This is a genomic window from Pseudomonas frederiksbergensis (genome assembly GCF_017114915.1).
Taxonomy (GTDB): Bacteria; Pseudomonadota; Gammaproteobacteria; order Pseudomonadales; family Pseudomonadaceae; genus Aquipseudomonas; species Aquipseudomonas frederiksbergensis_I.
This window is the reverse complement of record NZ_JAAUOE010000024.1, coordinates 49,510-74,721: the sequence shown is the minus strand read 5'-3', so window position 1 is coordinate 74,721 and position 25,212 is coordinate 49,510. Positions and strand designations below refer to the sequence as shown.

General features: G+C 57.9%; 25 protein-coding genes. 20 read left to right on the top strand and 5 right to left on the bottom strand.

Annotation, left to right across the window (positions count from 1 at the left end; all coding sequences use genetic code 11):
* Positions 1-51 precede the first annotated feature (51 nt).
* From acsA to HCU66_RS17730, 5 genes are read left to right on the top strand one after another with little or no spacing between them, the layout of a single operon-like run.
* Entirely contained in the window at positions 52-1,815 is a 1,764-nt protein-coding gene (gene acsA / locus HCU66_RS17750) for an acetate--CoA ligase (RefSeq protein WP_205889705.1), read from the top strand.
* A complete protein-coding gene (gene pdhA, locus HCU66_RS17745) occupies positions 1,812-2,795 on the top strand; it encodes a pyruvate dehydrogenase (acetyl-transferring) E1 component subunit alpha (protein ID WP_205889704.1) in 984 nt (327 codons plus the stop codon). Before acsA ends, pdhA begins: the two co-directional genes overlap by 4 nt.
* A gap of 8 nt (positions 2,796-2,803) precedes the next feature.
* Positions 2,804-3,778: an alpha-ketoacid dehydrogenase subunit beta gene (locus tag HCU66_RS17740; protein ID WP_205889726.1), complete on the top strand. Its 975-nt coding sequence runs from the start codon at positions 2,804-2,806 to the stop codon at positions 3,776-3,778.
* Positions 3,779-3,824: 46 nt separating this feature from the next.
* Positions 3,825-4,949, top strand: coding sequence for a dihydrolipoamide acetyltransferase family protein (locus HCU66_RS17735; protein WP_205889703.1), 1,125 nt, complete (start codon positions 3,825-3,827; stop codon positions 4,947-4,949).
* A gap of 10 nt (positions 4,950-4,959) precedes the next feature.
* Positions 4,960-5,238 carry an acyl carrier protein gene (locus tag HCU66_RS17730; RefSeq protein WP_205889702.1) on the top strand — a complete coding sequence of 93 codons (279 nt, stop codon included), beginning with the start codon at positions 4,960-4,962 and terminating at the stop codon, positions 5,236-5,238.
* A 189-nt stretch (positions 5,239-5,427) separates the two neighbouring features.
* Here HCU66_RS17730 and HCU66_RS17725 read toward each other — a convergent pair whose 3' ends face one another.
* A complete protein-coding gene (locus HCU66_RS17725; RefSeq protein ID WP_205889725.1) occupies positions 5,428-5,973 on the bottom strand; it encodes an Hsp20/alpha crystallin family protein in 546 nt (181 codons plus the stop codon).
* A gap of 154 nt (positions 5,974-6,127) precedes the next feature.
* Positions 6,128-7,024 carry a DMT family transporter gene (locus HCU66_RS17720; RefSeq protein ID WP_205889701.1) on the bottom strand — a complete coding sequence of 299 codons (897 nt, stop codon included), beginning with the start codon at positions 7,022-7,024 and terminating at the stop codon, positions 6,128-6,130.
* Between the two features lie 89 nt (positions 7,025-7,113).
* On the opposite strand from HCU66_RS17720, the gene HCU66_RS17715 reads away from it, so the two are divergent.
* The 5 genes from HCU66_RS17715 (at position 7,114) to HCU66_RS17695 (ending at position 12,933) form a co-directional block, all read left to right on the top strand.
* On the top strand, positions 7,114-8,445 hold the full coding sequence (locus HCU66_RS17715; protein WP_205889700.1) for an aminotransferase-like domain-containing protein: 1,332 nt from the start codon (positions 7,114-7,116) through the stop codon (positions 8,443-8,445).
* 199 nt (positions 8,446-8,644) lie between these two features.
* Complete coding sequence (locus tag HCU66_RS17710) at positions 8,645-9,214, top strand: YceI family protein (protein ID WP_205889699.1); 570 nt, start codon at positions 8,645-8,647, stop codon at positions 9,212-9,214.
* A 65-nt stretch (positions 9,215-9,279) separates the two neighbouring features.
* Entirely contained in the window at positions 9,280-9,990 is a 711-nt protein-coding gene (locus HCU66_RS17705; RefSeq protein WP_205889698.1) for a GNAT family N-acetyltransferase, read from the top strand.
* A 317-nt stretch (positions 9,991-10,307) separates the two neighbouring features.
* Positions 10,308-11,951 carry a malate dehydrogenase (quinone) gene (gene mqo, locus HCU66_RS17700; RefSeq protein ID WP_205889697.1) on the top strand — a complete coding sequence of 548 codons (1,644 nt, stop codon included), beginning with the start codon at positions 10,308-10,310 and terminating at the stop codon, positions 11,949-11,951.
* A gap of 208 nt (positions 11,952-12,159) precedes the next feature.
* Positions 12,160-12,933 (top strand): nuclease-related domain-containing protein, encoded by a 774-nt coding sequence (locus tag HCU66_RS17695; RefSeq protein WP_205889696.1) that lies wholly within the window; start codon positions 12,160-12,162, stop codon positions 12,931-12,933.
* A gap of 46 nt (positions 12,934-12,979) precedes the next feature.
* On the opposite strand, the gene HCU66_RS17690 is transcribed toward HCU66_RS17695, so the two are convergent.
* Positions 12,980-13,231 carry a hypothetical protein gene (locus tag HCU66_RS17690; protein WP_205889695.1) on the bottom strand — a complete coding sequence of 84 codons (252 nt, stop codon included), beginning with the start codon at positions 13,229-13,231 and terminating at the stop codon, positions 12,980-12,982.
* 372 nt (positions 13,232-13,603) lie between these two features.
* Between HCU66_RS17690 and HCU66_RS27320 the strand changes: the two genes are divergently transcribed.
* From HCU66_RS27320 to dapF, 3 genes are all read left to right on the top strand, one after another.
* Positions 13,604-13,738: a hypothetical protein gene (locus HCU66_RS27320; RefSeq protein WP_277397064.1), complete on the top strand. Its 135-nt coding sequence runs from the start codon at positions 13,604-13,606 to the stop codon at positions 13,736-13,738.
* A gap of 106 nt (positions 13,739-13,844) precedes the next feature.
* A complete protein-coding gene (locus HCU66_RS17685) occupies positions 13,845-14,744 on the top strand; it encodes a hypothetical protein (protein WP_205889694.1) in 900 nt (299 codons plus the stop codon).
* 58 nt (positions 14,745-14,802) lie between these two features.
* On the top strand, positions 14,803-15,609 hold the full coding sequence (gene dapF / locus HCU66_RS17680) for a diaminopimelate epimerase (protein WP_205889693.1): 807 nt from the start codon (positions 14,803-14,805) through the stop codon (positions 15,607-15,609).
* A gap of 44 nt (positions 15,610-15,653) precedes the next feature.
* On the opposite strand, the gene HCU66_RS17675 is transcribed toward dapF, so the two are convergent.
* Positions 15,654-16,964 (bottom strand): hypothetical protein, encoded by a 1,311-nt coding sequence (locus HCU66_RS17675; protein WP_205889692.1) that lies wholly within the window; start codon positions 16,962-16,964, stop codon positions 15,654-15,656.
* Positions 16,965-17,333: 369 nt separating this feature from the next.
* On the opposite strand from HCU66_RS17675, the gene HCU66_RS17670 reads away from it, so the two are divergent.
* A complete protein-coding gene (locus HCU66_RS17670; RefSeq protein ID WP_205889691.1) occupies positions 17,334-17,798 on the top strand; it encodes a hypothetical protein in 465 nt (154 codons plus the stop codon).
* Positions 17,785-18,678, top strand: a complete 894-nt coding sequence (locus HCU66_RS17665) for a tyrosinase family protein (RefSeq protein ID WP_205889690.1) — start codon at positions 17,785-17,787, stop codon at positions 18,676-18,678. Before HCU66_RS17670 ends, HCU66_RS17665 begins: the two co-directional genes overlap by 14 nt.
* A 6-nt stretch (positions 18,679-18,684) precedes the next feature.
* Here HCU66_RS17665 and HCU66_RS17660 read toward each other — a convergent pair whose 3' ends face one another.
* Positions 18,685-19,578, bottom strand: a complete 894-nt coding sequence (locus HCU66_RS17660) for a LysR substrate-binding domain-containing protein (protein ID WP_205889689.1) — start codon at positions 19,576-19,578, stop codon at positions 18,685-18,687.
* A gap of 108 nt (positions 19,579-19,686) precedes the next feature.
* On the opposite strand from HCU66_RS17660, the gene HCU66_RS17655 reads away from it, so the two are divergent.
* The 5 genes from HCU66_RS17655 to HCU66_RS17635 all read left to right on the top strand — a co-directional run bounded on the left by HCU66_RS17655 (position 19,687) and on the right by HCU66_RS17635 (position 25,029).
* Positions 19,687-20,061, top strand: coding sequence for a tautomerase family protein (locus tag HCU66_RS17655; protein WP_205889688.1), 375 nt, complete (start codon positions 19,687-19,689; stop codon positions 20,059-20,061).
* A 106-nt stretch (positions 20,062-20,167) separates the two neighbouring features.
* The gene (locus tag HCU66_RS17650) at positions 20,168-20,497 is read left to right on the top strand and encodes a DHCW motif cupin fold protein (RefSeq protein ID WP_205889687.1); all 330 of its coding nucleotides are present in this window, start codon (positions 20,168-20,170) and stop codon (positions 20,495-20,497) included.
* 285 nt (positions 20,498-20,782) lie between these two features.
* Entirely contained in the window at positions 20,783-24,220 is a 3,438-nt protein-coding gene (gene tssI, locus HCU66_RS17645) for a type VI secretion system tip protein TssI/VgrG (protein ID WP_205889686.1), read from the top strand.
* Complete coding sequence (locus tag HCU66_RS17640) at positions 24,213-24,881, top strand: DUF2931 family protein (RefSeq protein WP_205889685.1); 669 nt, start codon at positions 24,213-24,215, stop codon at positions 24,879-24,881. Before tssI ends, HCU66_RS17640 begins: the two co-directional genes overlap by 8 nt.
* On the top strand, positions 24,868-25,029 hold the full coding sequence (locus tag HCU66_RS17635; protein WP_205889684.1) for a hypothetical protein: 162 nt from the start codon (positions 24,868-24,870) through the stop codon (positions 25,027-25,029). Before HCU66_RS17640 ends, HCU66_RS17635 begins: the two co-directional genes overlap by 14 nt.
* Positions 25,030-25,212: the final 183 nt, after the last annotated feature.

Genomic DNA, 25,212 nt, shown 5'->3' with positions numbered 1-25,212 from the left:
ATCACAACCCTGGGTGACGGGTTGTGATGAACGGCCGTTGAGGTGAAGCCCATGCATTTGCCGATGATCAAAAAGAAACTCACCTGTTTGCCGACAAAGCCCAATTGGCTGGACAGCGAGCAAGCCCGCGCAGCCTTTTCATGGCAGGTGGAGGCGCTCGAATTGGCCGGGTTGCCAGGGGGCGGCATGAACCTCGCCTATGAGGCGGTGGATCGGCATGGGATGGGAGGGGGGCGTGAACAGACGGCGTTGCGCATTCTCGATCGCCATGGCGGGCACCGCGACATCAGTTATGGGCAACTGAGCACGCTGACCAACCGATTTGCCAATGCGCTGAAAACATTGGGCGTGGCCCCCGGCGAACGCTTGTTTGTGCTCTGTGGCCTAGGGCTGGAACTGTATCTGGGCGTGCTCGGTGGCTTGAAGCTCGGTTGCGTGGTTTCGCCATTATTCTGCGCGTTCGGCCCCGAGCCCATCGAAACCCGGATGCGTCTTGGTGAAGGCAGCGTGCTGTTGACCAGCGAAACCCTTTATCGACGCAAGATCGCGCCCATTCGTGAGCATTTGCCGGCACTCAAGCATGTGTTGCTGTATGACGCCGAGGGTGGGGATACGAACGCTGTGGAAGGCACCCTCAGCGTGCATCGATTGCTGGCCGAAGCCGTTGACGATTTCGACATCGCCCGGACAACGGTCGACAGCCCCGCACTTTTACACTTCACCAGCGGCACGACCGGCACTCCCAAAGGCGTGTTACATGTGCACGGCGCCGCGCTGACGCACCGGGTCACCGCTAAATACGCCCTGGATTTACACCCCGAAGATATTTACTGGTGCAGCGCCGATCCGGGCTGGGTCACGGGGACTTCATACGGGATCTTCGCACCGCTGTTGCTGGGTGTCACCTGCGTGGTCGAGGGCAACGAATTCGATGCCGAACGCTGGTACCGGATTCTCGAAGAGCAACAGGTGACGGTCTGGTACACGGCACCGACGGCCATTCGCCTCTTGATGAAAGCCGGTGACGCCTTGGCGCGCCGCCATCACTTCCCCTGTCTACGGTTTATTGCCAGTGTTGGCGAGCCGCTCAACCCCGAAGCTGTCTGGTGGGGCAAAGAGGTGTTGGGGTTGCCGATCCACGACAACTGGTGGCAGACCGAAACCGGCGGAATCATGATTGCCAACACGGTCTCGATGGCCATTAAACCGGGCTCCATGGGCAAACCCTTGCCCGGCGTCGAAGCGGCCATCGTCGAGCGCAAGGCGGACGGTACGCTGGTATTTCTTGAGGCAAATGAAGTCGGTGAACTGGCTCTGAAACGACCGTGGCCTGCCATGTTCCGTACTTATCTGGGGCAAGAGGAGCGTTATCGTCAGAGCTTTGTCGGTGAGTGGTACCTCAGTGGCGATCTGGTGCGTCGCGATGCCGACGGCTATTACTGGTTCGTTAGCCGCGGCGACGATGTCATCAAGTCGGCTGGGCACCTTATCGGCCCGTTCGAGGTGGAAAGCTCGCTGCTGGAACATCCGGCAGTGGCCGAGGCTGCCGTGATTGGCAAGCCCGATCCTCTGCTGGGTGAAACCGTGAAGGCGTTTGTTTCGCTCAAGAGCGGATTCACCGCCACTCAGGCCTTGCACGATGAGTTGCTGGGCCATGGACGCAAGCGCCTCGGTGCCGTGGTCGCGCCAAAGGAACTGGCGTTCATGCAGGCACTGCCGCACACCCGCAGCGGAAAGCTCATGCGACGTCTGCTCAAGGCTCGGGAGCTGGGTTTGCCGGAGGGCGATACTTCCAGCCTGGAGAATCCGTCATGAGTCTTCAATCGTTGCCCAAGGACTTTTCTCTCGACTTGCTGCGGGACATGGTGCGCATCCGTCGCCTTGAGGAGCGCGCCGGCGAGTTGTATGGAGAGAGCAAGATCCGTGGCTTCCTGCACCTGTACATCGGTGAAGAAGCGGTCGCCGTCGGTGTTTTGCATGCACTGGCAGCCGACGATGCAGTGATCGCGACGTATCGCGAACATGGCCATGCCCTGATCAAGGGAGTGCCCATGAAGACCATCATGGCCGAGATGTACGGGCGCCAGGAAGGATGCTCGCGAGGGCGTGGTGGTTCGATGCACCTGTTCGATGCCGGCACGCGTTTCTTCGGCGGCAACGCCATCGTGGCCGGCGGCTTGCCACTCACCGTCGGCCTGGCGCTGGCCGAGCGTATGCAGGGCGGATCGCGGCTCTCCACATGTTTTTTCGGTGAAGGTGCCATGGCAGAGGGCGCGTTTCACGAGTCGATCAACCTGGCCGCCTTGTGGCAGTTGCCGATGCTGTTTTGCTGCGAGAACAACCTCTATGCCATGGGCACGGCCCTGGAGCGTTCGCAGTCGCAAACCGATCTGTGTGCCAAAGCCTCGGCCTACAAGGTCCAGAGCCGGTCTGTCGACGGCATGGATGTGGTCGCGGTGTACGAAGCCACTCGTGAGGCGGTTGAACACATCCGGCAAGGGCGTGGGCCGTTTTTCCTGGAGTTTCGTACCTATCGGTTTCGCGCCCACTCGATGTTCGATCCGCAGCTGTATCGCGACAAAGCTGAGGTGGAGCAGTGGAAGACCCGCGGGCCGATTCACACCTACAGTGCCCGGCTCAAGGCCCAAGGCCTTTTGGACGAACCCGGTTTTCTGGCGATCCTGGCCCAGGTGGACGCTGAAGTGGAGGACGCCATCGCTTATGCCGAAAGCGCCAGCCTGGAACCGCTGGAGGATCTGTCTCGCGATGTCTACACCCCGAGGGCCGCGCCATGAGCACTCGCATGACCTTCCGCGACGCGTTGCGCGAGGCACTGCGTGAAGCGTTGCAACGGGACCCTCGGGTATTTCTGATGGGCGAAGACGTCGGTCGTTACGGTGGCAGCTATGCCGTCTCTTTGGGGCTGCTTGAAGCATTCGGCCCGGAGCGCATTCGAGATGCGCCATTGTCCGAGTTGGGCTTCGTGGGGGCCGGTATCGGGGCGGCGCTGGGGGGCATGCGGCCGATTGTAGAAATCATGACCGTGAATTTCAGCCTGCTCGCCCTCGATCCCCTGATGAATACGGCCGCTGCCCTGCGGCATATGTCCGGCGGACAATTCTCGGTTCCTCTGGTTGTGCGCATGGCGACGGGCGCGGGACGTCAGCTCGGGGCGCAACACTCACACAGCCTCGAAGGCTGGTATGCGCATATCCCCGGGTTGAAAATTCTCGCTCCGGCGACCGTCGAGGATGCACGCGGCATGCTCTGGCCTGCGTTGCTGGATCCGGACCCGGTGCTGATTTTCGAACACGCCCAGCTCTACAACATGGAAGGTGATACCGGCGACTGGAAGGCTCTGGACATCAGTGCCGCCAAGGTCCGCCGAGTCGGCAAGGACCTGACCCTGATTGCGTATGGCGGCACCCTCGGCAAGGCCCTGACAGCGGCTGAGCAACTGGCCGGGGAGGGCATTGATTGTGAAGTCATCGACCTGCGGGTTCTGCGCCCTCTGGATGACACCACAATCATGACGTCGGTCTGCAAAACCCGTCGTGCCCTCGTCGTCGATGAAGGCTGGCGCAGCGGCAGCCTGGCAGCGGAAATCATCACGCGGATCGTCGAACAGGGCTTTTTCGAACTGGATGCACCGCCAGCACGGGTGTGCAGCGCCGAGGTGCCAATGCCTTATCCCCGGCATCTTGAAGAAGCCGCGCTGCCACAAGTGTCGACGATCGTCGCCACTGCGCATGAGCTGTGCGAGGGGACTGCAACGTGATGACAGGCATGCACCGCGTCCAGGTATCGGGCCAGGAGGGTCAACCATGATCGAATTCAAATTGCCGTCGTTGGGCGCCGATATGGATGAAGGCACGTTGCTGGAATGGAAAGTCCATCCTGGCGATGCGGTCAAGCCTGGTCAGGTGATTGCCGTCGTCGATACGGCCAAGGCCGCTATCGACGTAGAGTGCTGGCACGAAGGCACGGTCTTGCAACTGCTGATCGATGTCGGCGCCAAGGTACCTGTCGGCACAGCCATCGCGCAGTTGCTGGAACCCGGTGAAAGTCCGCAGAGCGTGCGACGGACAGCGACGCCCGCGCCCGCACCTGTGCCGCGTGAGGCCGAAACCCTTTCTGCACAGCGGCCGAAGATTTCTCCCGCAGCCCGCAAACGCGCTGCTGAACTGGGGCTCGATGCCAATCAGTTGCAGGGCCATGGTCCACACGGTGTGGTGACCCTGGAAGATGTCGAGGCGGCTGCCCGTGTGCCCCCGGAGCCCGACCATAACCAGGCCATGCGTCGCACGATCGCGGCGGCGATGAGTCGTTCGAAACGCGAGATTCCCCATTACTACCTGAGCGAAACCATCGCCCTGGAAAAGGTCATGGCCTGGCTGCAGGCACACAATGCGCAAAGCCCATTGCAGGAGCGCCTGTTGCCCGGTGTGTTGCTGCTCAAAGCGGTGGCGTTGGCCTTGCGCGACTATCCCCAGCTCAACGGTGCCTGGCAGGACAACGGCTTTAAACCGGCAGCCGATACAGACCTTGGCGTGGCGATCACCTTGCGTCAGGGCGGGTTGGTCGCCCCGGTTCTGCGGCATGTGGCCGACACGCCTTTGACCGATTTGATGAGTGAACTGGCCAGTTTGGTGGAGCGCGCCCGCAGTGGTTCTCTGCGCAGTTCCGAGCTGGGGGGCGCGGGTATCACGATCACCCAACTCGGCGATCAGGGCGTAGACAGCGTACTGGGGGTGATCTACCCGCCCCAGGTCGCCTTGGTCGGTTTCGGCCGTATCAGCGAGCGTCCCTGGGTCAAGGATGGCCAATTGTGTGTCGTGCCTACCGTCGTCAGCAGCTTGTCAGCCGATCATCGGGTCAGCGATGGTCACTACGGCGCACGCTTCCTGGGGGAAGTCCGTCGTTTGTTACAAAACCCAGAGAACCTGTGAGGGTGAGCCCATGGACCCGCTATCGGTACGTAATCAGGTGTTGAACGTGTTGAAGAGCATCGCTCCTGAAGTAGACCCTGAGCAATTACCCGGTGACCGCCCGTTACGCGAGGAGGTTGATCTGGACTCCATGGATTGGCTTCGCCTCATCGAGGCCCTGAATCGGAGCCTGGGTGTGGTCATTCCTGAAATCGAATACCAACAGGTGGACACCCTGGACAAGCTCGTCGCCTATCTGATGCAAAAAGACAAAACCGGTGAGCTGGCGCCATCGATCGGCAATGGATGACGCTGCCGATCAATACAACAAGTTCTCCTGCCGTAGCCGCGCGAAGCGCGCAAGCGGCACCGCGTCGAGCGCCGAGGGGAGTCGTCAGACGGAACGGGAGGCCGGTTGCGCCGTTTTCAAGATTTCGCCACTGAAAAAAACCCCTGGCCGGTTTCCCGACCAGGGGCTTTCTGTTCTACGACAGGTGGTTCAGCTTGATTTGATTTGCACCTTTTTATCCGCCTTCAAGGCTTCAGGCTTCTTCGGCAGCGTAATGCTCAGCACGCCTTTGCTGAAGCTCGCTTCGATCTTGTCGGCATCGACGCCTTTTGGCAGATTGAATACCCGTTCAAAGGCGCCATAGTGACGCTCCGACAGGTGATAGCCTTTCCTTTTTTCTTCTTTGTCCTCTTTCTTTTCACCCTTGATGATCAGATTGCCGTTGGACAGTTTGATGTCGATATTCTCCTGGTCCATCCCCGGCAATTCGGCGGTGATTTCGAAGCTTTCATCTTTCTCGGTGATGTCCACCGCAGGCAAGCTGCGGCCGATAAAATCCCGACTCCAGAACGGTTCAACATCGAACAACCCGCGCCGGAAGGGCGTCAGCCCCGAGCCGCGATTGAAGTCTTCGAACAGATGATCGACTTGTTGGCGCAGCCTTTCCAGAGGGCGCCAAGGGTCTGTCACCGTCGGTTGCTGACTGGTTTTGTCATTGTCGGTCTGCACCGGCATTTTCTTCGCGAAGTTGGCCATTTTCATTCCTCCTCTCCAGTACTGCGGTGGACCGGTAACATCCCGGAGGCCGGTCCACTGCATCAGAACAAAATTCAGACCCTACATTAAAAGGTTAGTCTTCCCGGCAGCCCCGAGGCTGACCAGCAGTCGGTTTCTGAACGGCGCGCGCCGTCTACCTCGAGAACTTGCGTGCACCGACCACGCAAAGGATCACCGCGACGGTCACGCCCAGCATGCCAAGGCTGACCTGCTCGTGCAGCAGCGTGGCCGCCAGTGCCAGGCCGAAAAATGGCTGTAGCAGCTGAAGCTGTCCGACGGCGGCAATCCCGCCCTGGGCCAGCCCGCGGTACCAGAACACGAAGCCGATCAGCATGCTGAACAGCGAGACGTAAGCCAGGCTGAACCACGCGGGCGCAGTGATTGCCGAGAACGAAGGCGGGGCCAGAAACCAGGTCAGCGGGACCATGACGGGCAGCGACAGCACCAGGGCCCAGGAAATCACCTGCCAGCCCCCCAGTGTTCTGGAAAGCTTCGCGCCTTCTGCGTAACCCAGCCCGCAGGCGAGGATGGCCAGCAACATCAGAATGTCCCCCGCAGGAGAAGCGGTCAGGCCCTGGGAGACGGCAAACCCCACCACCAGCAGGCTTCCCAGCACCGAGAAAAACCAGAACACCGGCCGGGGACGCTCGCCACCGCGCCAGACACCAAACGCCGCCGTGGCGAGGGGCAACAGGCCGACGAAGACGATGGAGTGCGCCGAGGTCACATATTGCAGCGCCAGTGCAGTGAGCAGCGGAAAGCCTAATACAACGCCCATCGCCACGATGGCCAGGGATGGAAGCTGATGCCTGGCAGGTCGCTTTTGGTTGAAGAGCAGCAGCATGCACAGCGCCAGAATCGCAGCAATACTTGCCCGGGCAACCGTCAGGAAAACCGGGTCGAATTCCACAACGGCCACCCGCGTCGCGGGCAACGAGCCGCTGAAGATGAGCACGCCGATGAAGCCGTTGAGCCATCCGCTCGCGGCCTTTTCCGTGGTGTGGTGTTGCAGGTTGGATGTACGTTCCATTCAGAATCCCCTTCATGCTCAGGTTGCATGCAGGCATCGTATGGACGAAACTCAATACAATCAAAATATTGTCATGGATACATCTGCGCATGCCTCGCTCTCGGTACAAATCACTGGTGGATACGTTTGCCGCGGATATCCGCTCAGGGCGCCTGCTGCCGGGCACACGTTTGCCGACCCATCGCCAGTTGGCCGCAACGCAAGGCCTGGCGCTGGTGACGGCCACCCGGGTGTATGCCGAGCTGGAAGCCATGGGCCTGGTCAGCGGGGAGGCGGGGCGGGGGACTTTCGTCCGGGAAACTTCATGGTCGCCGGGCCAGAGTATCGATCAGCATGACGTCGCCGCCGGCATGACGGACCTGAACTTCAACTATCCAGCGCTTCCCGGGCAGGCAGAACTGTTGCGCAATGCCCTGCGCCAACTCGCCTCGGCCGGCGATCTGGAAGCGTTGCTGCGCTACCAGCCGCACGCCGGGCGCTTGCATGAACGCGCCGCGGTGGCGCGCCATCTGCACGTTCGCGGTCTGACGGTCGAGGCTGAGCAGGTGCTGATCGTCAACGGTGCCCAGCAAGGCCTGGCAGTGACAATGATGGCGTTGCTGCAACCCGGTGATGTGATTGCCGCGGATGCGTTGACCTATCCGGGATTCAAGGTGTTGGCCGACGCACTGCACCTGGAAATCGTGCCCATTGCGGTACTCGATCACGGGCCTGATCTGCAAGCGCTGGAAAGCCTGTGCCGCCATCGACGCGTGCGGGCGGTGTACACGATGCCGACCCTGCACAATCCGCTGGGCTGGGTGATGAGTGCCGAACAACGCGAATACCTGGTGACGATAGCGCGCCAGCATGGGCTGCTGATCATTGAGGACGCCGCTTACGCGTTCCTGGCGGAAAATCCCCCCGCACCGCTGGCGGTACTCGCCCCCGAGAGGACGGTTTACGTGTCGGGGCTGTCCAAAAGTGTGGCCACCGGACTGCGCGTAGGCTTCGTCGCCGCCCCCCTGCAAAACGTACCCGCGCTGGAGCGCACGATCAAAGCGACCACCTGGAATACCCCGGGCGTGATGACGGCAATCGCCACCACCTGGCTGGACGATGGCACCGTCCTGCAACTGGAAGCCGAAAAGCGCCGGGACGCCCAGGCCCGACAAGCCGTGGCCGGTGAAGCACTGGCGGGGCTGCGCTGTATTCGTCATCCATCGTCCTATTTTCTATGGCTGCCATTGTCGGAAGACGCACGGGCCGATCAGATCGCCATGGCGTTGACCCGTGAAAACGTCTCGGTTTCAACCGCCGAACCGTTTGCCACTTCGGCCAACGTCCCGCACGCGTTTCGCCTGGCGCTGGGCTCCGTGGAGATGGGCGCACTGCGAGAGGCGCTGGAGAAAGTGAAGTGGATGGTGGGGGCTTATACATAGTCAGCCCCTACAGACGAATTCTTGAGTTGTAATGCGACCTGTAGCAGCTGCCGAGCCTGCGAGGCTGCTGCTACGGCGCATTTGTCCCGGCATTGGAGTTTGGCTGGAATAACCCTCGAATATTTGCTTAAGTCCAGCTATCGCAGCCACACGGGTGCGGCACTTCAATCCCTGAAGGACGTTCCACCCGGAGAATCCCATGTACCCTCGATTCCCGCGTATCGCCGCATTGTTCGCCATCCTCACGATCGGCACCTTTTCCTGCGCCCAGGCCGTCGAATACACCCAGGTCAACACCACCGCCAGCAAGATCTCGTTCACCTATAACCAGTTCGGCTCAAGGGCGTATGGCACATTCGGCAAGTTCGACGCCACGGTCGATTTCGACACGGCGAACCCCACCGCGGCCCACGCCAGACTGACCATCGACCTTGCCAGCATCGACGCCGGCAGCAGCGATGCCAATACCGAGTTGCAAAAGCCTGCCTGGTTCAACACGGCGGAATATCCAGTGGCGACCTTTGAATCGACCGGGGTGAAAGCCTTGGGCAACCACCGCTACCTGATCACTGGCAAACTTAACCTCAGGGGCATTACGCGTGAGTTGCAGGTGAAGGTGCAGTTGAAGCCGGAGAAAGCCATCGGCATCTTCGATGGCGACATCGTTGTTAAACGCAGCGACTTCAAGATCGGGGAAGGGGAGTGGGCCGATACGGTGGTCTCCAACGACATCAACATCCGCTTTCGCATCGTCGCGCCGGAGCGTTGATTTTCCTGCGAGGGGCTCGATCTGTGACAATAGCCGGGCAGCCTTAATCCGGAGTCAGAACCGCAATGCCCCAGCTCACCCACTTTGCCACTCCATGCCCGGAGCCCATCAACGGCCAGATACTGCAGATGGTCGTCGACAACCTGACCGACATCAGCATGGTGGGCATCGCGCCGAGCAACCCGTTGTACAACGTTTATCAATACGCGGTGGGCTACGAGGTTCATCTCTACCTGGAAGCGCTCGGTGGATCCAAAGGCATTGCGGTCGAATTGATCGTCGCCACGGACGACGAAGACCCTGAGCGGGTCATCGGCTTTTTGCTGTACCTGCCGGTCAAGGACGATCCCGAGGCTTGCGGTGTGGCCTACATGGCGGTGCAGGCCAGCCATCGGCGACGGGGCGTCGCCCGGGCGATGCTGCAAGACATGCTCGGCCGCTACCCCCATGCCGAACTGACCTGCTCCGTCGCCAAGGTGCCCTGGTTCGAGTCGATGGGCTTCCAGGTACTGGGCGTGCGCGGCACTCAGGTGCTGATGAACACCCGCGATCACGGCACTGAAGGCCTGATGGGCCTGCTGGATGTCACATCCATCTACAGTTCTTTGGAGGTGCGGCAGATACATACGTATCTGCTGCAAAAACACGGCAAGCGGGCAATGATCGATGCAGAGAAGCAACGTGACCGGCATCTCGACCAAATGACGCGCAACGCCAAGGCGTTTGTGCTGGATCGTTTGAGCAAAAACGCCGAGCGCGGACCCCGTCCCGTCTAGACTGTTCAGTCCTTCGGGGCGCGCAGGCTGGCCGAGGCGTGATATTCTGTCGCATTAACTTGGTTTGACCTATTCGGTTCGTACGTCTACAGGCGTGCGACAGAATCAATGTCGCTCAAGTAGCTGAGCCAATAATGATAAAAATCAGTGCACGAGGGACATATAACTGAGGTCGATGGAGACACGTCGGCCTTGTGTGCCCACCTTCAAATCGTTTTGAATGCAGAAACCCACGGCACGCTGCCTGCGTACCCGTGAACCTGGGTTGCTCATGAATGAGGATTGGAGGCGGATGGCGTTTATCATAGGTGCTACAGATGTTTAAGAAACTGAACACAGCCCTGCTGGGGCTGGCTTTGTCGATGGGGATCACGTCCGCTTACGCGGAGGCAAAGAAAGTCGATGTGCTGCTCATTGGCGGCGGCATCATGAGTGCAACGCTGGGTGTGTGGCTCAATGAGCTGGAACCCGGCCTGTCGATGGAAATGATCGAGCGCCTCGACGGCGTCGCCCAGGAAAGCTCCAACGGCTGGAACAACGCCGGTACCGGTCACTCCGCCCTGGCCGAGCTGAACTACACCCCGGAAGACGATAAGGGCAACGTTCAGATCGCAAAAGCCGTTGAAATCAACGAAGCCTTCCAGATCTCCCGTCAGTTCTGGGCCTGGCAGGTTCAGCAAGGCGTGCTGAAGAACCCGCGTTCGTTCATCAACTCCACTCCGCACATGAGCTTTGTGTGGGGCGATGAGAACATCAAGTTCCTGAAGAAACGCTACGAAGCCCTGCAAGCGAGCCCGCTGTTCGCCGGCATGCAGTATTCCGAAGACCCGGCTGTGATCAAGAAGTGGGTTCCGCTGATGATGGAAGGGCGTGACCCGAACCAGAAAGTCGCGGCCACCTGGAGCCCGATCGGCACCGACATGAACTTTGGCGAGATCACCCGCCAGTTCGTCGCGCACCTGCAAACCACGCCGAAGTTCGACTTGAAACTGTCTAGCGAAGTGCAAGACATCACCAAGAACGCAGACGGCAGCTGGCGCGTCAGCTACAAAAACCTGAAAGACGGCACCGAAACCGAAACCGACGCCAAGTTCGTCTTCATCGGCGCGGGCGGCGGTGCACTGCACCTGCTGCAAAAGTCCGGCATTCCTGAAGCCCGGGAATACGCAGGCTTCCCGGTGGGCGGCTCGTTCCTCGTGACCGAAAACCCGACCATCACCGAACAACACCTGGCCAAGGCCTACGGCAAAGCCTCCGTTGGCGCACCGCCGATGTCGGTTCCGCACCTGGACACCCGTGTTCTGGACGGCAAACGCGTTATCCTGTTTGGCCCATTCGCGACCTTCAGCACCAAGTTCCTCAAACAAGGCTCGTACCTGGACCTGCTGACCACCACCACCACACACAACGTGTGGCCAATGACCAAGGTCGGCATCAAGGAATACCCGCTGGTCGAGTACCTCGCAGGCCAACTGATGCTGTCTGACGAAGACCGCCTCAATGCCCTGAAAGAATACTTCCCGAACGCCAAAGCCGAAGACTGGCGCCTGTGGCAAGCTGGCCAGCGCGTGCAAATCATCAAGCGTGACGAAGCCGCTGGTGGCGTGCTGAAACTGGGCACCGAAATCGTTGCTTCCGCCGACGGCACCATCGCCGGTCTGCTGGGCGCATCGCCAGGCGCATCGACTGCCGCACCGATCATGCTGACCGTGCTGCAGAAAGTGTTCAAGGACAAGGTTGCAACCCCTGCCTGGCAGGAAAAACTGCGCCAGATCGTGCCGAGCTATGGCACTCAGCTGAACAGCAGCCCTGAAAAGGTTGCGCAGGAGTGGGCTTACACCGCCAAGGTGCTGGAGCTGACTCCGCCGCCGGTGATTGGTCAGGTGGCGGCTCCGGCTGCTGCTCCGGCTGCTCCGGCCAAGGCGCCGAAGGCTAATGCTGCGACTGATATGGCTCTGTAACTAGAGGCCTAATCGAAAAGCCCACTGGACCGGGGACGGTTAGTGGGCTTTTTTGTGGGCGAGAGGTTTTCTGCAAGGGGCAGATTCATCTCGGCTTACATGTTTGTTCAGTAGGCGCTAGTGACCTCGTCTAAGCTGGAAAGGGACAAAAGGGTGAGGTGTGGCCTCGTCCGGCGTACTGACACACCTACTTCATGCTAAGGAAGCGATGAATATTTTTGTGATGCTCCAGCCGCTGTTCGACATGCTGAAGTGGCTGCTGCCATTGTTGGTCCTGGTCATCACCATCAAGACGCCCTGGTTCAAGGGCTGGTTCGGTGAGCTGCTGGTGCGGACATTCGCCCACTATGGGTTGGATGGCCAAATCTACCGCCGGTTGCACAACGTCACACTGGATACGCCCGATGGCACTACCCAAATCGATCATGTGTTCCTGTCGCCTTTTGGCATTTTCGTGCTGGAGACCAAAAACATGGGCGGCTGGATCTTCGGAAGTGAGCGCCAGGCCCAGTGGACACAGCAGATTTTCCGGCATCGCTTCAGGTTCCAGAACCCGCTGCGGCAGAATTACAAACACTTGAAGGCGCTAGAAGCGCTGCTCAGCGTTCCACCCGAGCACATCCATTCTGTAATCGCCTTCGTTGGCGGCAGCAGCTTCAAGACCGTCATGCCGGACAATGTCACCCAAGGCGTCAGCTGCATCCGCTATATCAAGTCCTTTCAACAGCCTGTGTTTAACGAAGCGCAGGTGAGTGTAATGGTGAAGACGCTGGAGAGCGGGAAGAGGGACAGTACGCTCGCTACCCACTACGAGCATGTACAACGCCTGAAACAGCGAAACGATCCTTTCGCGAAACGCCGTTGCCCGCGTTGTGGGAGCGCTTTCGAAATTCGTATCCGTAAGACAGGCGATAGAGCAGGAGAGCGATTCTGGGGCTGCAGCGCCTACCCAAAGTGTCGAGCGAAACAGGAATTGGATTAGTCCCTTTTAAGATCGAAAGCTCAAAGATCGCAGCCTTCGGCAGCTCCTACGTGTTCGTGGTGTTCGTGGTGTTCGCGTGTCGCAGATATCGTCGATACAAAACAACACCCACAACAACCGAAAGCAACCCGACCCCCGCATTACCCAAAAGCCAAATTGCAAAGTTTCGACTTTGGTCCGCGTCATTCTCGTAGAACGGCCCAAAGTAGTCAGACACTGCCACGAATATCAAATTGAACGCCCCGACGGCCAGGGCAACAACAAGGATGACGAACAATGCCCCTTTAACAATTTTCATATGACCTTCCAAAACCATATTTCCTTCGACTCGTGGTAGTTGGAGAAGCTGCCCTCAATGGAGAACCCCAATTGAATACGAGGGTCACGCCGAGGTTGATAGCACACTGATCACTGAAATTTTTGGCGCTGTTGGTTCTGCACGGAGCTGCGTCTCCAAATATTTCTGGGTGGCTTTTCCATAACTTGTCGAATGTGAGCATCCTGCCTTCTCCCTGTGGCCCTTTAATCCTGACGGCTAGCCTAGCAGAAGGTCCTATTTGCTGAAGAGACCTTTCAGAGGTCAATGGAAAAATCGGAAAGTTCCTTCATCCTGCCGTAGGGAAGGGCAGTCTGTGGCGAGCCGGTCAACGCGTGCAAATCATCAAACGTGATGAAGCCGCTGGTGAAGTACCTGACGGATCGCGACCAGCAGAATTTTGGCTTTGTGGTCGGAACGCCTGAGGGCGATGGCTTCAAAATCGATATTGAAGAGGTGGAGCGCACACTGGATCTATTTCTTTCATGACGGCGGCCAGGGCTCGCTGATCCGCATTTTTTTACCCAACCTGCCGCTTTCGCCACGATGGGTGCGGATCTAAAGTCGAGGATGCCTCTTCAGGGAACCTCTGGTCATGTACAGCCCGTTTGCCTTCCCAGGCACCGCTCGCCACTTCCACGACCGCGTCTACGCCGGGGACATCATGCTTGTCGCGGGCGTGCAGCCCATGACAGCGCTGGTCAAGTTCACCCGAGCATTTCTCGAAGACGCGCTGTATCCCTGGCCGCCACAACACATCCATCGCCACTTGAACCACGAACAGCAGACTGTCCTGTTCGCCAAATGCCAGAACGAATTCGCTCGCTCGGCCGAGATCCAGCGTCTATGGCAGGCGGTCATCGAGCAGCTCGGCTTGAACCCGGAGTCTCTGGCGTGTGATCGACTTCATCTGCGTTTCCAGCCCCATCACGAATCCGAGCAGGCCACCCCACGCGCCCGCACCACGGCCACCATCGCCTTCCACCGCGACACATGGGGCTCGAACATATACGCGCAGACCAACTGGTGGGCGCCGGTTTATCCGGTCACCGCCGGGCGGACGTTTGCGTTGTACCCCGGCCTGTGGCAGCGGCGGCTGCTCAATTCAAGTGCCACCTTCGATATGCGCGCCATTCTGCAGCGCTCCCATCAGGACGGACGCAACGCAGTGGACGCCGACGAGGCCATCCCGCACCTGCTGGAGGCGATTGCCACGGAGGAGGGGACTGCCGTTGAAATCGACCCAGGCAGTTTCATCGCCTTTTCCGGGGCTCATGCCCATGCAGGCGTCGGCAACAGCACCGGCCTGACGCGGATCTCGTTCGAAACGCGCTCGGTGCTGATCGCCGACGTAATGGCCGGGTTGGGCGCCCCCAATATCGACGGTTACGCGCCGTGGCAGACACCGGGGTTGTTTCGCCGGATGAGCGATGGCAAGCGCCTGAGCGAGATTCTTGGCTGTGGGGTCATTGAGCGCTATTCGCGGCCGGCTTGAAAAAGCGCTGCGAATGGGGCTAGATCCTTCCCACATGCCTCGTCGCCAGGATCTGTTTATGCCGCTGAGCTTTCACAAGATGCACGCCAATGGCGATGACTTTGTTGTTGTCGACGCACGAAACTCAGCCGATCCAGTGACCAGTGCCATCGCTCGCCGAATGGGCGATCGCAACTGTGGCGTCGGATTCAATCAGCTCGCGGTGCTGCTCGATTGCGATGACGCAGCAGCGCGTTTGGTGTTCTGGAACGCCGATGGCTCCCCGCTGGACGCTTGTGGCAGCGCAACACGCGGTGCCGCGGACAGACTGATGCGCGAGGCAAATTCCACTTCGATAGTGCTGCGGACCAACCGTGGTCTGCTGACGTGTGAACGAACTTCCACCGGTGCCATTTCGGTCAATATGGGAGCGCCGCTTTTTGGCTGGTCGGATATTCCCCTGGCTCAGGAACTGGATACGGCGGTGTTGCCCCTTGATGGTGGCCCGAGTGCGTGCAGCATGGGGAATCCGCACTGCACTTATTTTGTGGATGATCTGGCGGCGATTGATATCGCGACAATCGGGCCGACCATTGAAAACAATCCGCTGTTTCCCCTCAAAACGAACGTGCATTTCGTCCAGATTATTGATCGGAAGCACATACGGTTACGCATTTGGGAGCGTGGGGGCGGTATTCCGCTTGGTTCAGGTTCGTGCTGTTGTGGCGCGGCTGTTAATGGGATTCGTCGTGGTTTGTTGGATGATTCCGTTGAGGTTGAATGTGATGGCGGGACGGTAACGGTTCAATGGGATGGCATCGGGTCGGTGTTTCTTACTGGGCCGGTGGAGGCGATTTTTTCGGGGACAATGCGGACGGTTTATTGAAAGTGGCAAACCGGTCATCGCGTGCAAATCGCATTGCCAGTCGCTCACTGTAACTTTGCTTTTTCCTCCTTTAAACATTCATCCATTGCTATTTCGTGCTCTGCCTCTACCTTGTTTTTAGGTTGGTAGAGTCCCGGCACGGCCGTATGTCCGGTACGTGAAGCAGCATTGCCAGTCGCTGCCTGTAACTTTGCTTTTTCCTTCTTCAAGCATTCATCCATTGCTCTTTCTTGCTCTGCCGATACCTTGTTTTGAAGTTGATAGAGTGCCGGCGCGGCTGTATATCCGGTATGTGGAGCGGCATTGCCAGTCCCTCCCTGTAACTTTGCTCTTTCCTCCTTCAACCATTCATCCATTGCTTTTTCTTGCTCTGCCGATACCTCGTGTTGAGGTTGATAGTTCCCCGGGATGGCTATTGAGCTGCTAGCGTCTTTTTTAGTTTCAGTCGCAGCCTGGCTTGAGTTTTGATTGACAGAACTTTCACTCGACTTAACAGTGCTTGCGGTGGGTGTGTCACTAGCTGTGTTGGATTCCAGAATGGGGGTGGCGGGAGCAGAGACAGTGTCTACTCTAGCTTTTGATTTGTTTTTCTTCGCCAATGTATTTCTATTTTTTTGCATTTTTTTAGCTGTTGAAAAAGCAGAGTTCAGTTCTTTTTTATTCTTGTGAATAAGATTGTCAATCGGGATGTAGCTAATCATTTGGTTGGGTTTTTTTTTGACATTTGAATTGTAGAACTTCACTTGCTTCTGTGTTAGCTGAATATCGGCAATAGACGGCAACCGAATGAGACCAGCAATCGCCTCGCGAGCAATAGCATATGTAAGTTGATCAAGGCTGTAAACAAAGCTATTACTGGATTCTGGTACGGCAGGGGGTGGCGCCATTACTTCAATGGCGCTCTCATGCTTGGAGAGTATTTTTCCTGCCACTAAATCTTTATATGTGTAAACAACGTTGCACTTCGATCGAATTCCACCCCAAGCGTTGCTTATAGACACTGAAGATACTTCTGCGTTTATTTCAAGGCGGCCGCTGTAATGTCCAAATTCGATAAAGCGATTGCTGTTGTGAATTTCTTTCTGGGTCGCATTCTTGATGGCATTCCCCCAGTTTGAAATTTGTAGTTCGCCTGAAAAAATGTTGTCTATCTCTATGTTTCCTTTGGGTTTTACTTCGGCAGGAAGCACAATGATATCTATGTTGTATGCAAGGTCATAATAGTCAATGTCAGGAGTAATGCTCTTGTTTCTTTCGCTGGAGATTTCTGAATAATTTCTTATGTCGACGCAGCTCGCAACTCCGAAAAAGCTAAAAGCCAGCACGAGTAACGCAGTTCTTTTTTTTATCGACATGTTACTCTCCTATGATTATTAATTAAGGGTTGGCTTTGTCGCTGACGCATAACGGTGATTAGACCGAATCGGCGATAACAAAAATAATAGAAGTCTCTGGATAACTCTGCGCTACCCATTCTGACTTTTTTTAAAATTCATATAAATCATAGGCCTATGTTTCGCGCCCAATCCCTCAGCGGTCATCGAGCGACTACTGTTTTTTGACGCCAATATCACTAGCCGATGACAGACCATGATCGATAGGTGGTCGAGGTTTCTACGTGTCGTGGGGTTCGTGATAGTTCAACGGCATACCAACCCACCACCAACTACACTTCCTCCAGCCAGTCCGGGCAATCGTCCCGGGGGCACACTCCAGGAGGAATCATGACAAGGAAAAATGTCTCCAGCCCTGAACCTACAGCTACCGAAGCCAGCGTGCTTTTGAGCCCACCTGACATAGGCGCTCTCGCCGAGATCTCCATCACCGATCCTGACAAAGCGCACCCTGCGTGGATCAAGGCGCAGTTTCCGGAGTACGTGGACCCGCATTCGGGGCATGAAGCCAAAACTGTTCGCGAGATCAACCACAAAGGGCATGTTGTCCGGATCGTGACCACCTACCAGGTGGAGGTTGATGGAAGTCCGGTCCAGGCGCATCTGTTTGTGGACGATGCTGGCCAGGTCCATACCCACGCAACCCCATTCGTCTCATACGGCTCGGCGCTCGATTTGATGACAGCGGTGATTGATGCCTATCCAGAGTCCTTCACCAAGGGCGATGAAGGTGGGGAAGAACATACCGATCACTCAGGCCACTCTGGCCACGGAGCCCATCATGATCAGGTCTAATGCGGTCAATGATCTCACAGCGCTCAAGAAATACGTCGAAGGGGTGAAGCGGCTCAAGGATCCTGCGCAGAATCCCTGGCCTGGACAGGCCAACCTGTCGATTTATGACTCCTTCGTGGCCTGGCACCACCGGGCCATGATGATTGCGACGCCGGCCGGGCAGATGGCCAGGAACGCGGCGCATGGTGGGCCATCGTTCTTGCCGTGGCATCGCTACTTCCTGGTGCGGCTGGAAACCTTGATTCGCAAGGCGGTCAACGACCCACACTTTCGAGTCCCGTACTGGGATTGGAACACTGATGCGGAGCTTCAGGATCCGAGGACTTCACTCATCTGGTCGGATGAGTACCTTGGACAGTTCGTGAATGGGACGTGGCGGGTGCGCGTGATGGGTAACGGTCGCACCATGGAACTGAACCGGGTGAACCGCCCTCTGGTGCGTTATCTGGGGGAGGGTGGGTCGCTTCCCAGCCGGGCCAATGTGCGCAAGGTCATCCATGAAAATCCGGTGTATGACAAAGCGCCCTACGACGCGGCGCAATCCACCGGTGGTGCGCGTAACTCCATCGAGGGATGGGCGGGCAAAGAGCGCATTCACAACAACGTCCATGTGTGGGTCGGCGGTGACATGGGGTTGTCGTCCTCGCCGAATGACCCGGTGTTCTTTCTGCATCATTGCAATGTCGACCGGCTCTGGGCGGCATGGCAAGCGAAGCATCCCACCGCTGGCTACGTACCTGACGCAGCGGCCCCCGATACGCTCAAGTTCCATCGGATCGATGACCCGATGTACAGCCCTTTTCCGGAAAAGGTGACACCTCGAGATGTGCTGAATTACAGCCAGTACTACAAGTACGACACCTTGGGCGACCTGCTTTAGACGGCATCAAGCGGGGGGGCCTGCAGTGATACTGAACGCCTGCTCTTGCAGACTCGTCTGTATCAACGCAGCCAATTGTCGGGGGGCAGGCGCCAAGTGTTCTGCCCCTCGATGAAGCACATAGCCGAGGGTCGGCAGCGTAGGTAGACCGGCAACCACGGCGAGATGACCTGGCAGCCCAATGCGGGTTCGCAACGTGAGACCCAAACCGGCTGCAACGGCCGCCCAGATTCCACCAACGCTGGGGCTGGTCAGCGCGATTCGCCAGGGAATCCGCGCCTCATCCAGAGCCTGGGTTGCCGCGCTGCGTAACACGCAAGGGGCGTCGAACAGGATCAATGGCAGGGGTGAATCGACAGAGCCATTGAGCGATGGCATGTCACGAGGCCCGATCCAGTGCATCTGCGTTTCACCCAGGCGCGTGGCATAGGGGGACTTGTGCCCTGTGTCCCAAGACAGGGCCAGGTCCAGGCCGCCGCTGTCGATCGATGCAAGCAGTTCGGCATTGCGCGCGATCCTGACTTCGAGGCTCACCATCGGGTACATCTTGGCGTAGCGTCGCAGAATGTCGCTGAGAAAGTGTTCGCCAAAGTCTTCTTGAAGCCCGAGGCGTACCGTGGCGGCGGTCTGGCTTTCGTGCAGGGTCTGGAAAATGCTGTCGTTCAGTTCAAGCAGCCGGCGGGCATGGCTGAGCAGGGTTTCACCCACCGGCGTCAGCACCAGCCCTCGACCGGATTTGCACAGCACTGGTGTGCCTATCTGTTCTTCAAGCTTCTTGAGTTGTGCGCTCACGGCAGACGTCGAGCGATTGAGCCGATCCGCCGCTTTGGCAAAGCTGTTGAACTCCACACCGGTCACGAAAGTACGCAACACATCAAGATCGAAGGTCGGACGGCGCATCGAATCATCCATTAATTCGGGATTAAGGCCGTCATTAAATCTGATATTCGCAATGATCGCGACTTGATAGTTTTCCCCGGTCAGTTGGTTTTTCAGGAGTAGGCCCTTATGCCATTTGCACGTATTTCACTGCACCGGGGAAAGTCTGCCGAGTATTTACAAGCCCTCTCCCAGGGGCTGCACGACGCGTTGGTAGAAAGCTTCGAAGTGCCCATGGCCGACCGGTTCCAGGTCATCCACCAACATGAAACGGGCGAACTGGTATTTGATCCCGGCTACTTGGGCGGCCCCCGCAGCCATGACTTTGTGCTGATCGCGATTACTGCCGGACGCCCTCGGGACATTGAGACGAAACAGCGTTTCTATCGCAACCTGGTCGAGAAACTGAGCCAAAAGCCAGGCATCGATTCTGAGGACGTCATGGTGGTGATTACCACGACCGCGGCAGATGAGTGGTCGTTTGGTGGCGGGCGGGGCAACTAGTTTTTGCGCTGAAGCCTGTATTCCGTAAATGCGGGCCATCTGTATCTATCGGCAGCAGTGCCCGATGGATAGGGTCCGTATTTCACTCTCTTCTGATGAGGCAACCATGGACCTTACCGCCATCCCTTTTGGTACTACCGATTGGTCGAAGATCGAATCTGTCGAACATGCCGGCCAGACGGGCACCGCCCATTGGCGGACTTGCCAGTTTGGTTCGACGCGTGTGCGGATGGTTGAGTACAGCCCCGGGTATCTGGCCGATCACTGGTGTTGGAGAGGTCATATTCTGTTGTGCCTGGAAGGCGAGTTGCACACCGAACTGGAAGATGGCCGCCAGTTCACGCTGACTGCTGGAATGAGTTATCAGGTGGGCAACGATGCCGAGGGGCATCGGTCGTTCACCAGCAGCGGTGCGAAGTTATTTATTGTGGATTGATGCGTCGGGTCAGATCACAAGATCGCAGCTTTCGGCAGCTCCGGGGGATGCGCAGCGTTGAAGATGTCTGCACGCCGTTTTTGGCGTCTACTCCCACCCTCAGACGAAACATTCTGAATAGGGAAGTTTCGGGCCGCGCTTCAGGCCTCGTCCTACATCAATCCTTTTGCCCTCTTGCTAGCGTGCTCGGCAGTTGCGCTTGTTCACGCCGGGCATGGCTTGGGCATCGCGATTTGAATCCTCTTCAGCTTAAGGATGAGCGACTAACAGCAAAAGGATAAGCGCATGTTCGCACCGGCCAATGCTGCCCAGTTCACGCTATTGATCCCCACGGTTCGCAACGATTTCAAAGTACTGGCCTTTGACGGCACTGAAGCCATCAGCACCCTGTATTCGATCCAGGTTGAACTGGTCAGCGAGTACCCTGATGTCGATCTGGAGAGCCTGCTCAGCCAACCCGCCTTTCTCCAGTTCGGCCTGAACGGCGAAGGGATTCATGGCTTTGTCGCAGCGGTGTCCGCGGGTGATGTCGGCCAACGCTTGACCCGTTATTGCCTGACCCTGGTCCCGGCGCTGCATTTCTTGCAGTTCAGCCACGACCAGCGGATTTTCCAGGGCCAGACGGTGCCGCACATCATCGCGCAGGTCCTCAAGGGGCATGGCCTTCAGGCCGATGCGTTCACCTTTCACGTCAGCACCCGCCCCGAGCGCGAATACTGCACCCAGTATGGGGAAAGTGATTTCGAGTTCATTCAACGGCTGTGCGCCGAGGACGGCATCGCCTGGCATCACCAGCATTCCCCAGAAGGCCATGTGCTGGTGTTCACCGACGACCAGACCTTCTTTCCCAAACTGGGCGACACCCCGTATCAGCCGGACTCCGGCATGGTGGCGGAACATCCGGTGGTCAACCGGTTTTCCCTGGGTTTCAGTACCCGCCCCAGCACGGTCACGCGCCGGCACTACGACCTGAAACGCCCGAGTCTGTTGCTGGAAAGTCGTTTCACCGCCGAGTTCAGCCCCGAGCTTGAAGACTATCGCTACCCGCTGTTTTTCGAGAACGAGAAACACGGCAAACAGCTCGCCCGGCAGGCACTGGAACGGCACCGTGCCGATTACCAGTTGGCCGAGGGCGACAGCGACCAGCCGACCCTGCGCAGCGGCCACTTTTTCGGCCTGACCGAACACCCGCGCGCAACGTACAACGATTTGTGGCTGCTGCTCAGTGTCACCCACTCGGGGAAACAACCCCAAGTGCTGGAAGAGGTGGCCAGCGCCGCCGAACCGGAGGACGGTTTTACCCAGGGCTACCGCAACCGCTTCAGCGCAATCCCCTGGGACGTGTTTTACCGGCCACCGCTGCCTGCCCCGAGACCGGCGCTGGTCTGCCAGACCGCCCGCGTCACCGGGCCCGCCGACGAAGAGATCTATTGCGATGAATATGGCCGGGTCAAAGTCGAGTTCCACTGGGACCGGGCCGAGCGCAACAGCGAACACAGCAGTTGCTGGCTGCGGGTTTCAACCGGCTGGGCGGGGCAAGGCTACGGCGCGATGGTCATTCCGCGTATCGGCATGGAAGTGGTGGTCACCTTTCTGGAAGGCAATCCCGACCATCCGCTGATCACCGGTTGCGTGCCGAACAAGGCCACGCCGGTGCCCTATCCCTTGCCCGCGAACCACACCAAAACCGTGCTGCGCAGCCACAGCTCTCCCTCCACGGGCGGTTACAACGAACTGTCGATTGAAGATCGCGCCGGGCAGGAGCTGATCTACCTGCGTGCCCAGCGCGATCTGGAACAGAAGGTCGAACACGACAGTCGGCTGGACGTGGGCAACGAGCGTCGGGAAACCATCAAGGGCCACAGCATCACGGTGCTGGAGGCGGAAGAACATCGCACGGTCACGGCGGATCGCAAGGTGCAGCTCAAGGCCAGCGACTACCTGCAGGTGGCCGGGAGCAGCCATACCCGGATCGGCGAGGCGCTGGTGGTCGAGGCCGGGGGGCAGCTGCACATCAAGGCCGGTTCACACCTTGTGCTGGAGGCGGGCGAGAGCCTTTCTGTGAAAGTCGGTGGTCAGCACATCGTGATCAATGCTGACGGGATTTTCAGCAGTCGCGAGATTGCGCAGGGCGGATCACCGGTGGCGGGTATGGCCGCTCAAGCCTTGTTGCCGGGGGCAATGGCGGGCTTGCTGGCGCCAGCCGTGCCTGTGCCAACGGAAGACACCGCGCTAGAGGAACTGGAGGAAGAGGAAGAAGAAGTCGAACTGGAGGGGATTACCTTGCGGATCGGCATGTTCTTCGATGGCACAGGGAACAACAAAGCCAACAGCGAAACCGTGGCGGCTTGCTATGCACCGGATGCGAATCTGGCCGAAGCGGCCGAGGAAATACAAAAGCATTGCGCTGCTTATGGGTACGACGGGAATGGGAGCTCGCCGGACAATAGTTATGGGAATGATGTGAGCAATATCGCGAGGCTTTATGACCTGTACACCGATCACGCGTACAAGCCCTTACCGGAAAACTCGAAAACTGCATCAATCGCGGTTTATATCGAGGGCATTGGGACTAATAACAACGGCACAGACTCACTCTACTCACAAGCGACAGGCAGGGGCGAAACGGGTGTAGTCGCCCGTGTCGAACGGAGTCCGGAAAAGATCATGGAGCAGCTACGCCTGTTTCAGCAGGAAAACCCTGAAGTGATCATCGAAAAAATCGAATTCGATATTTTTGGCTTCAGTCGGGGGGCGGCAGCGGCGCGGCATTTTGCGAACGAAGTGCTAAAGGGTGAGCACAGCCTTCTAGCGAAAGCACTGCCGACCGGCTCTCCGCTCTTGTCCAGAAACGTTAACTGGCGTCTCAAAACCGATGTCACCATCAATTTCATCGGTCTGTTCGATACCGTCGCAGCAATCGCCAACCCCGGATTGTTCGACTTCAGTGGCACCAACAACAGAAACCCCGGCGTCAATCTCAAACTGCCAGATGACTGTGCCAATAAGGTGGTGCATCTGGTTGCCCGTGACGAAGTCCGCGAAAACTTCGCGCTCAACAGTCTTGGCCACATAGACCTGGTCTTGCCCGGCGCGCACTCGGACCTCGGCGGCGGCTATTTGCCAAGAGCCAAGGAAAAACTCCTGCTGGGCAAACCCGTTACCAGCACCATCAGCCAAAGCATGGCCCCGACCCGCAGTGCCGCTTACCTCGCCGCCGAAAAGGACATGTACGCCTGGTATGAAAAAGGCGTCATCGAATTCGACGGTCCGGGCAACGAACTTCAAGTGACGCTCTGGGAACGACCATTGGCCCAATCGAGAGAGCGAGGGGGGGGCAATACCGATCCACAGAAGAAGGTTTTTGCGGCTACCACTATTGAACGCCCGGTGCACGGTGAACTGTCGCTGGTGTATTTGCGCATCATGCGCGAGCTGGCCGTCAGACACGATGTGCCGTTTGACATCATTGATGCCAATGACCCGAAACTGGCCCTGCCTGATGAATTGGAACCCATCCACAAAAAACTCCAGACATACGCACTGGGGGAGTCGGCAATTGAAGGCCTGACGCTTGAAGAAAGGGCGCTATTACGCCGTCGTTACATCCACATTTCCGCTAACTGGAACGCCGCCAAAGGCTTGAACAGCAGCGACACGAACATCGTTTTTATCAACCGACCAGCCGAAAAAAACCAACGCGTGGTACACCCCAATGAATAACTCCGTCTGTCTGTTCACAAAATGCGCAGGCCTTCTGGTTGGATTGCTGTTGGTTGGCTGCTCGCAAAGCTTCGCTCAATCGCCCGATCACCAGGAATGGTTCTTGGGCTTTGGAGCACCCGATTACATGGAAGTTTGGATTGAAACGGCCGATGTGGTGGATATTCACGAGCGCGTTTTACGAAGAGTCGGCTCCGGAATTGCGTCGATACACACCCCTGCCAACAACAAGGGGAATCCCGCAGGCTGGCCAGAGAGTCCCGGCAGAGGAAAAGGCCGCCATGTCACGAGGCTCGATCTGCCCCGACTGATCTATGTACGTTGGCAATCCCTCGTCGAACCGCAAACCTACGAGGCCTACATCGTCATTCCCGAATCTGCCCGGGAGATCATGCGCAAACCTGAAAAAGCCTTCTGCAGGGCGGACGGCAAGTGGATCACCGACTACCGCGACGACATTGGCATCGGTCTGGCGCCGGGCGGCATTGCCAAGGTCTGGCTCGGCGGCCCCTGCCTTAAGTCGGTCGAGATTGCTCGGGTAGTAGGAACCATCAACCCAAGAGGCCCTTATGAAGGCAAATCCGGCGGAAAGCATAGGCCCTTGTCCGAAACATCCAAGGCGTACGTAGAGAAGTTCGGGATTCCTTATGATTCCTGGTGACAACAATCCCACAGCCACGCCAATCATCAAACTGTCTGGTCCAATCAAAAAATGCGCCGGCCTGCTGGTTGGGTTGCTGTTGGCTGGCTGCTCGCAAAGAGGAATTCCGGGTCTGATCCGTATTTTTCTGCGCTATCTGCATCTGTAATGCACCCAGTCTGCGGCTCAGAATGACGGAACGGTCAGCAGTCGTGCCAGGCGCTGCACCGCAAACTCATAACGTAGGAGGCCCCATGGGCAAGATGGCAATTTTCCTGGGTGGATTTCTGGTGTTGACCCTTTTGATTGGTGCGCTTGCCACGATCTCTCCCGTTTAATCCCTTCCTGCGAC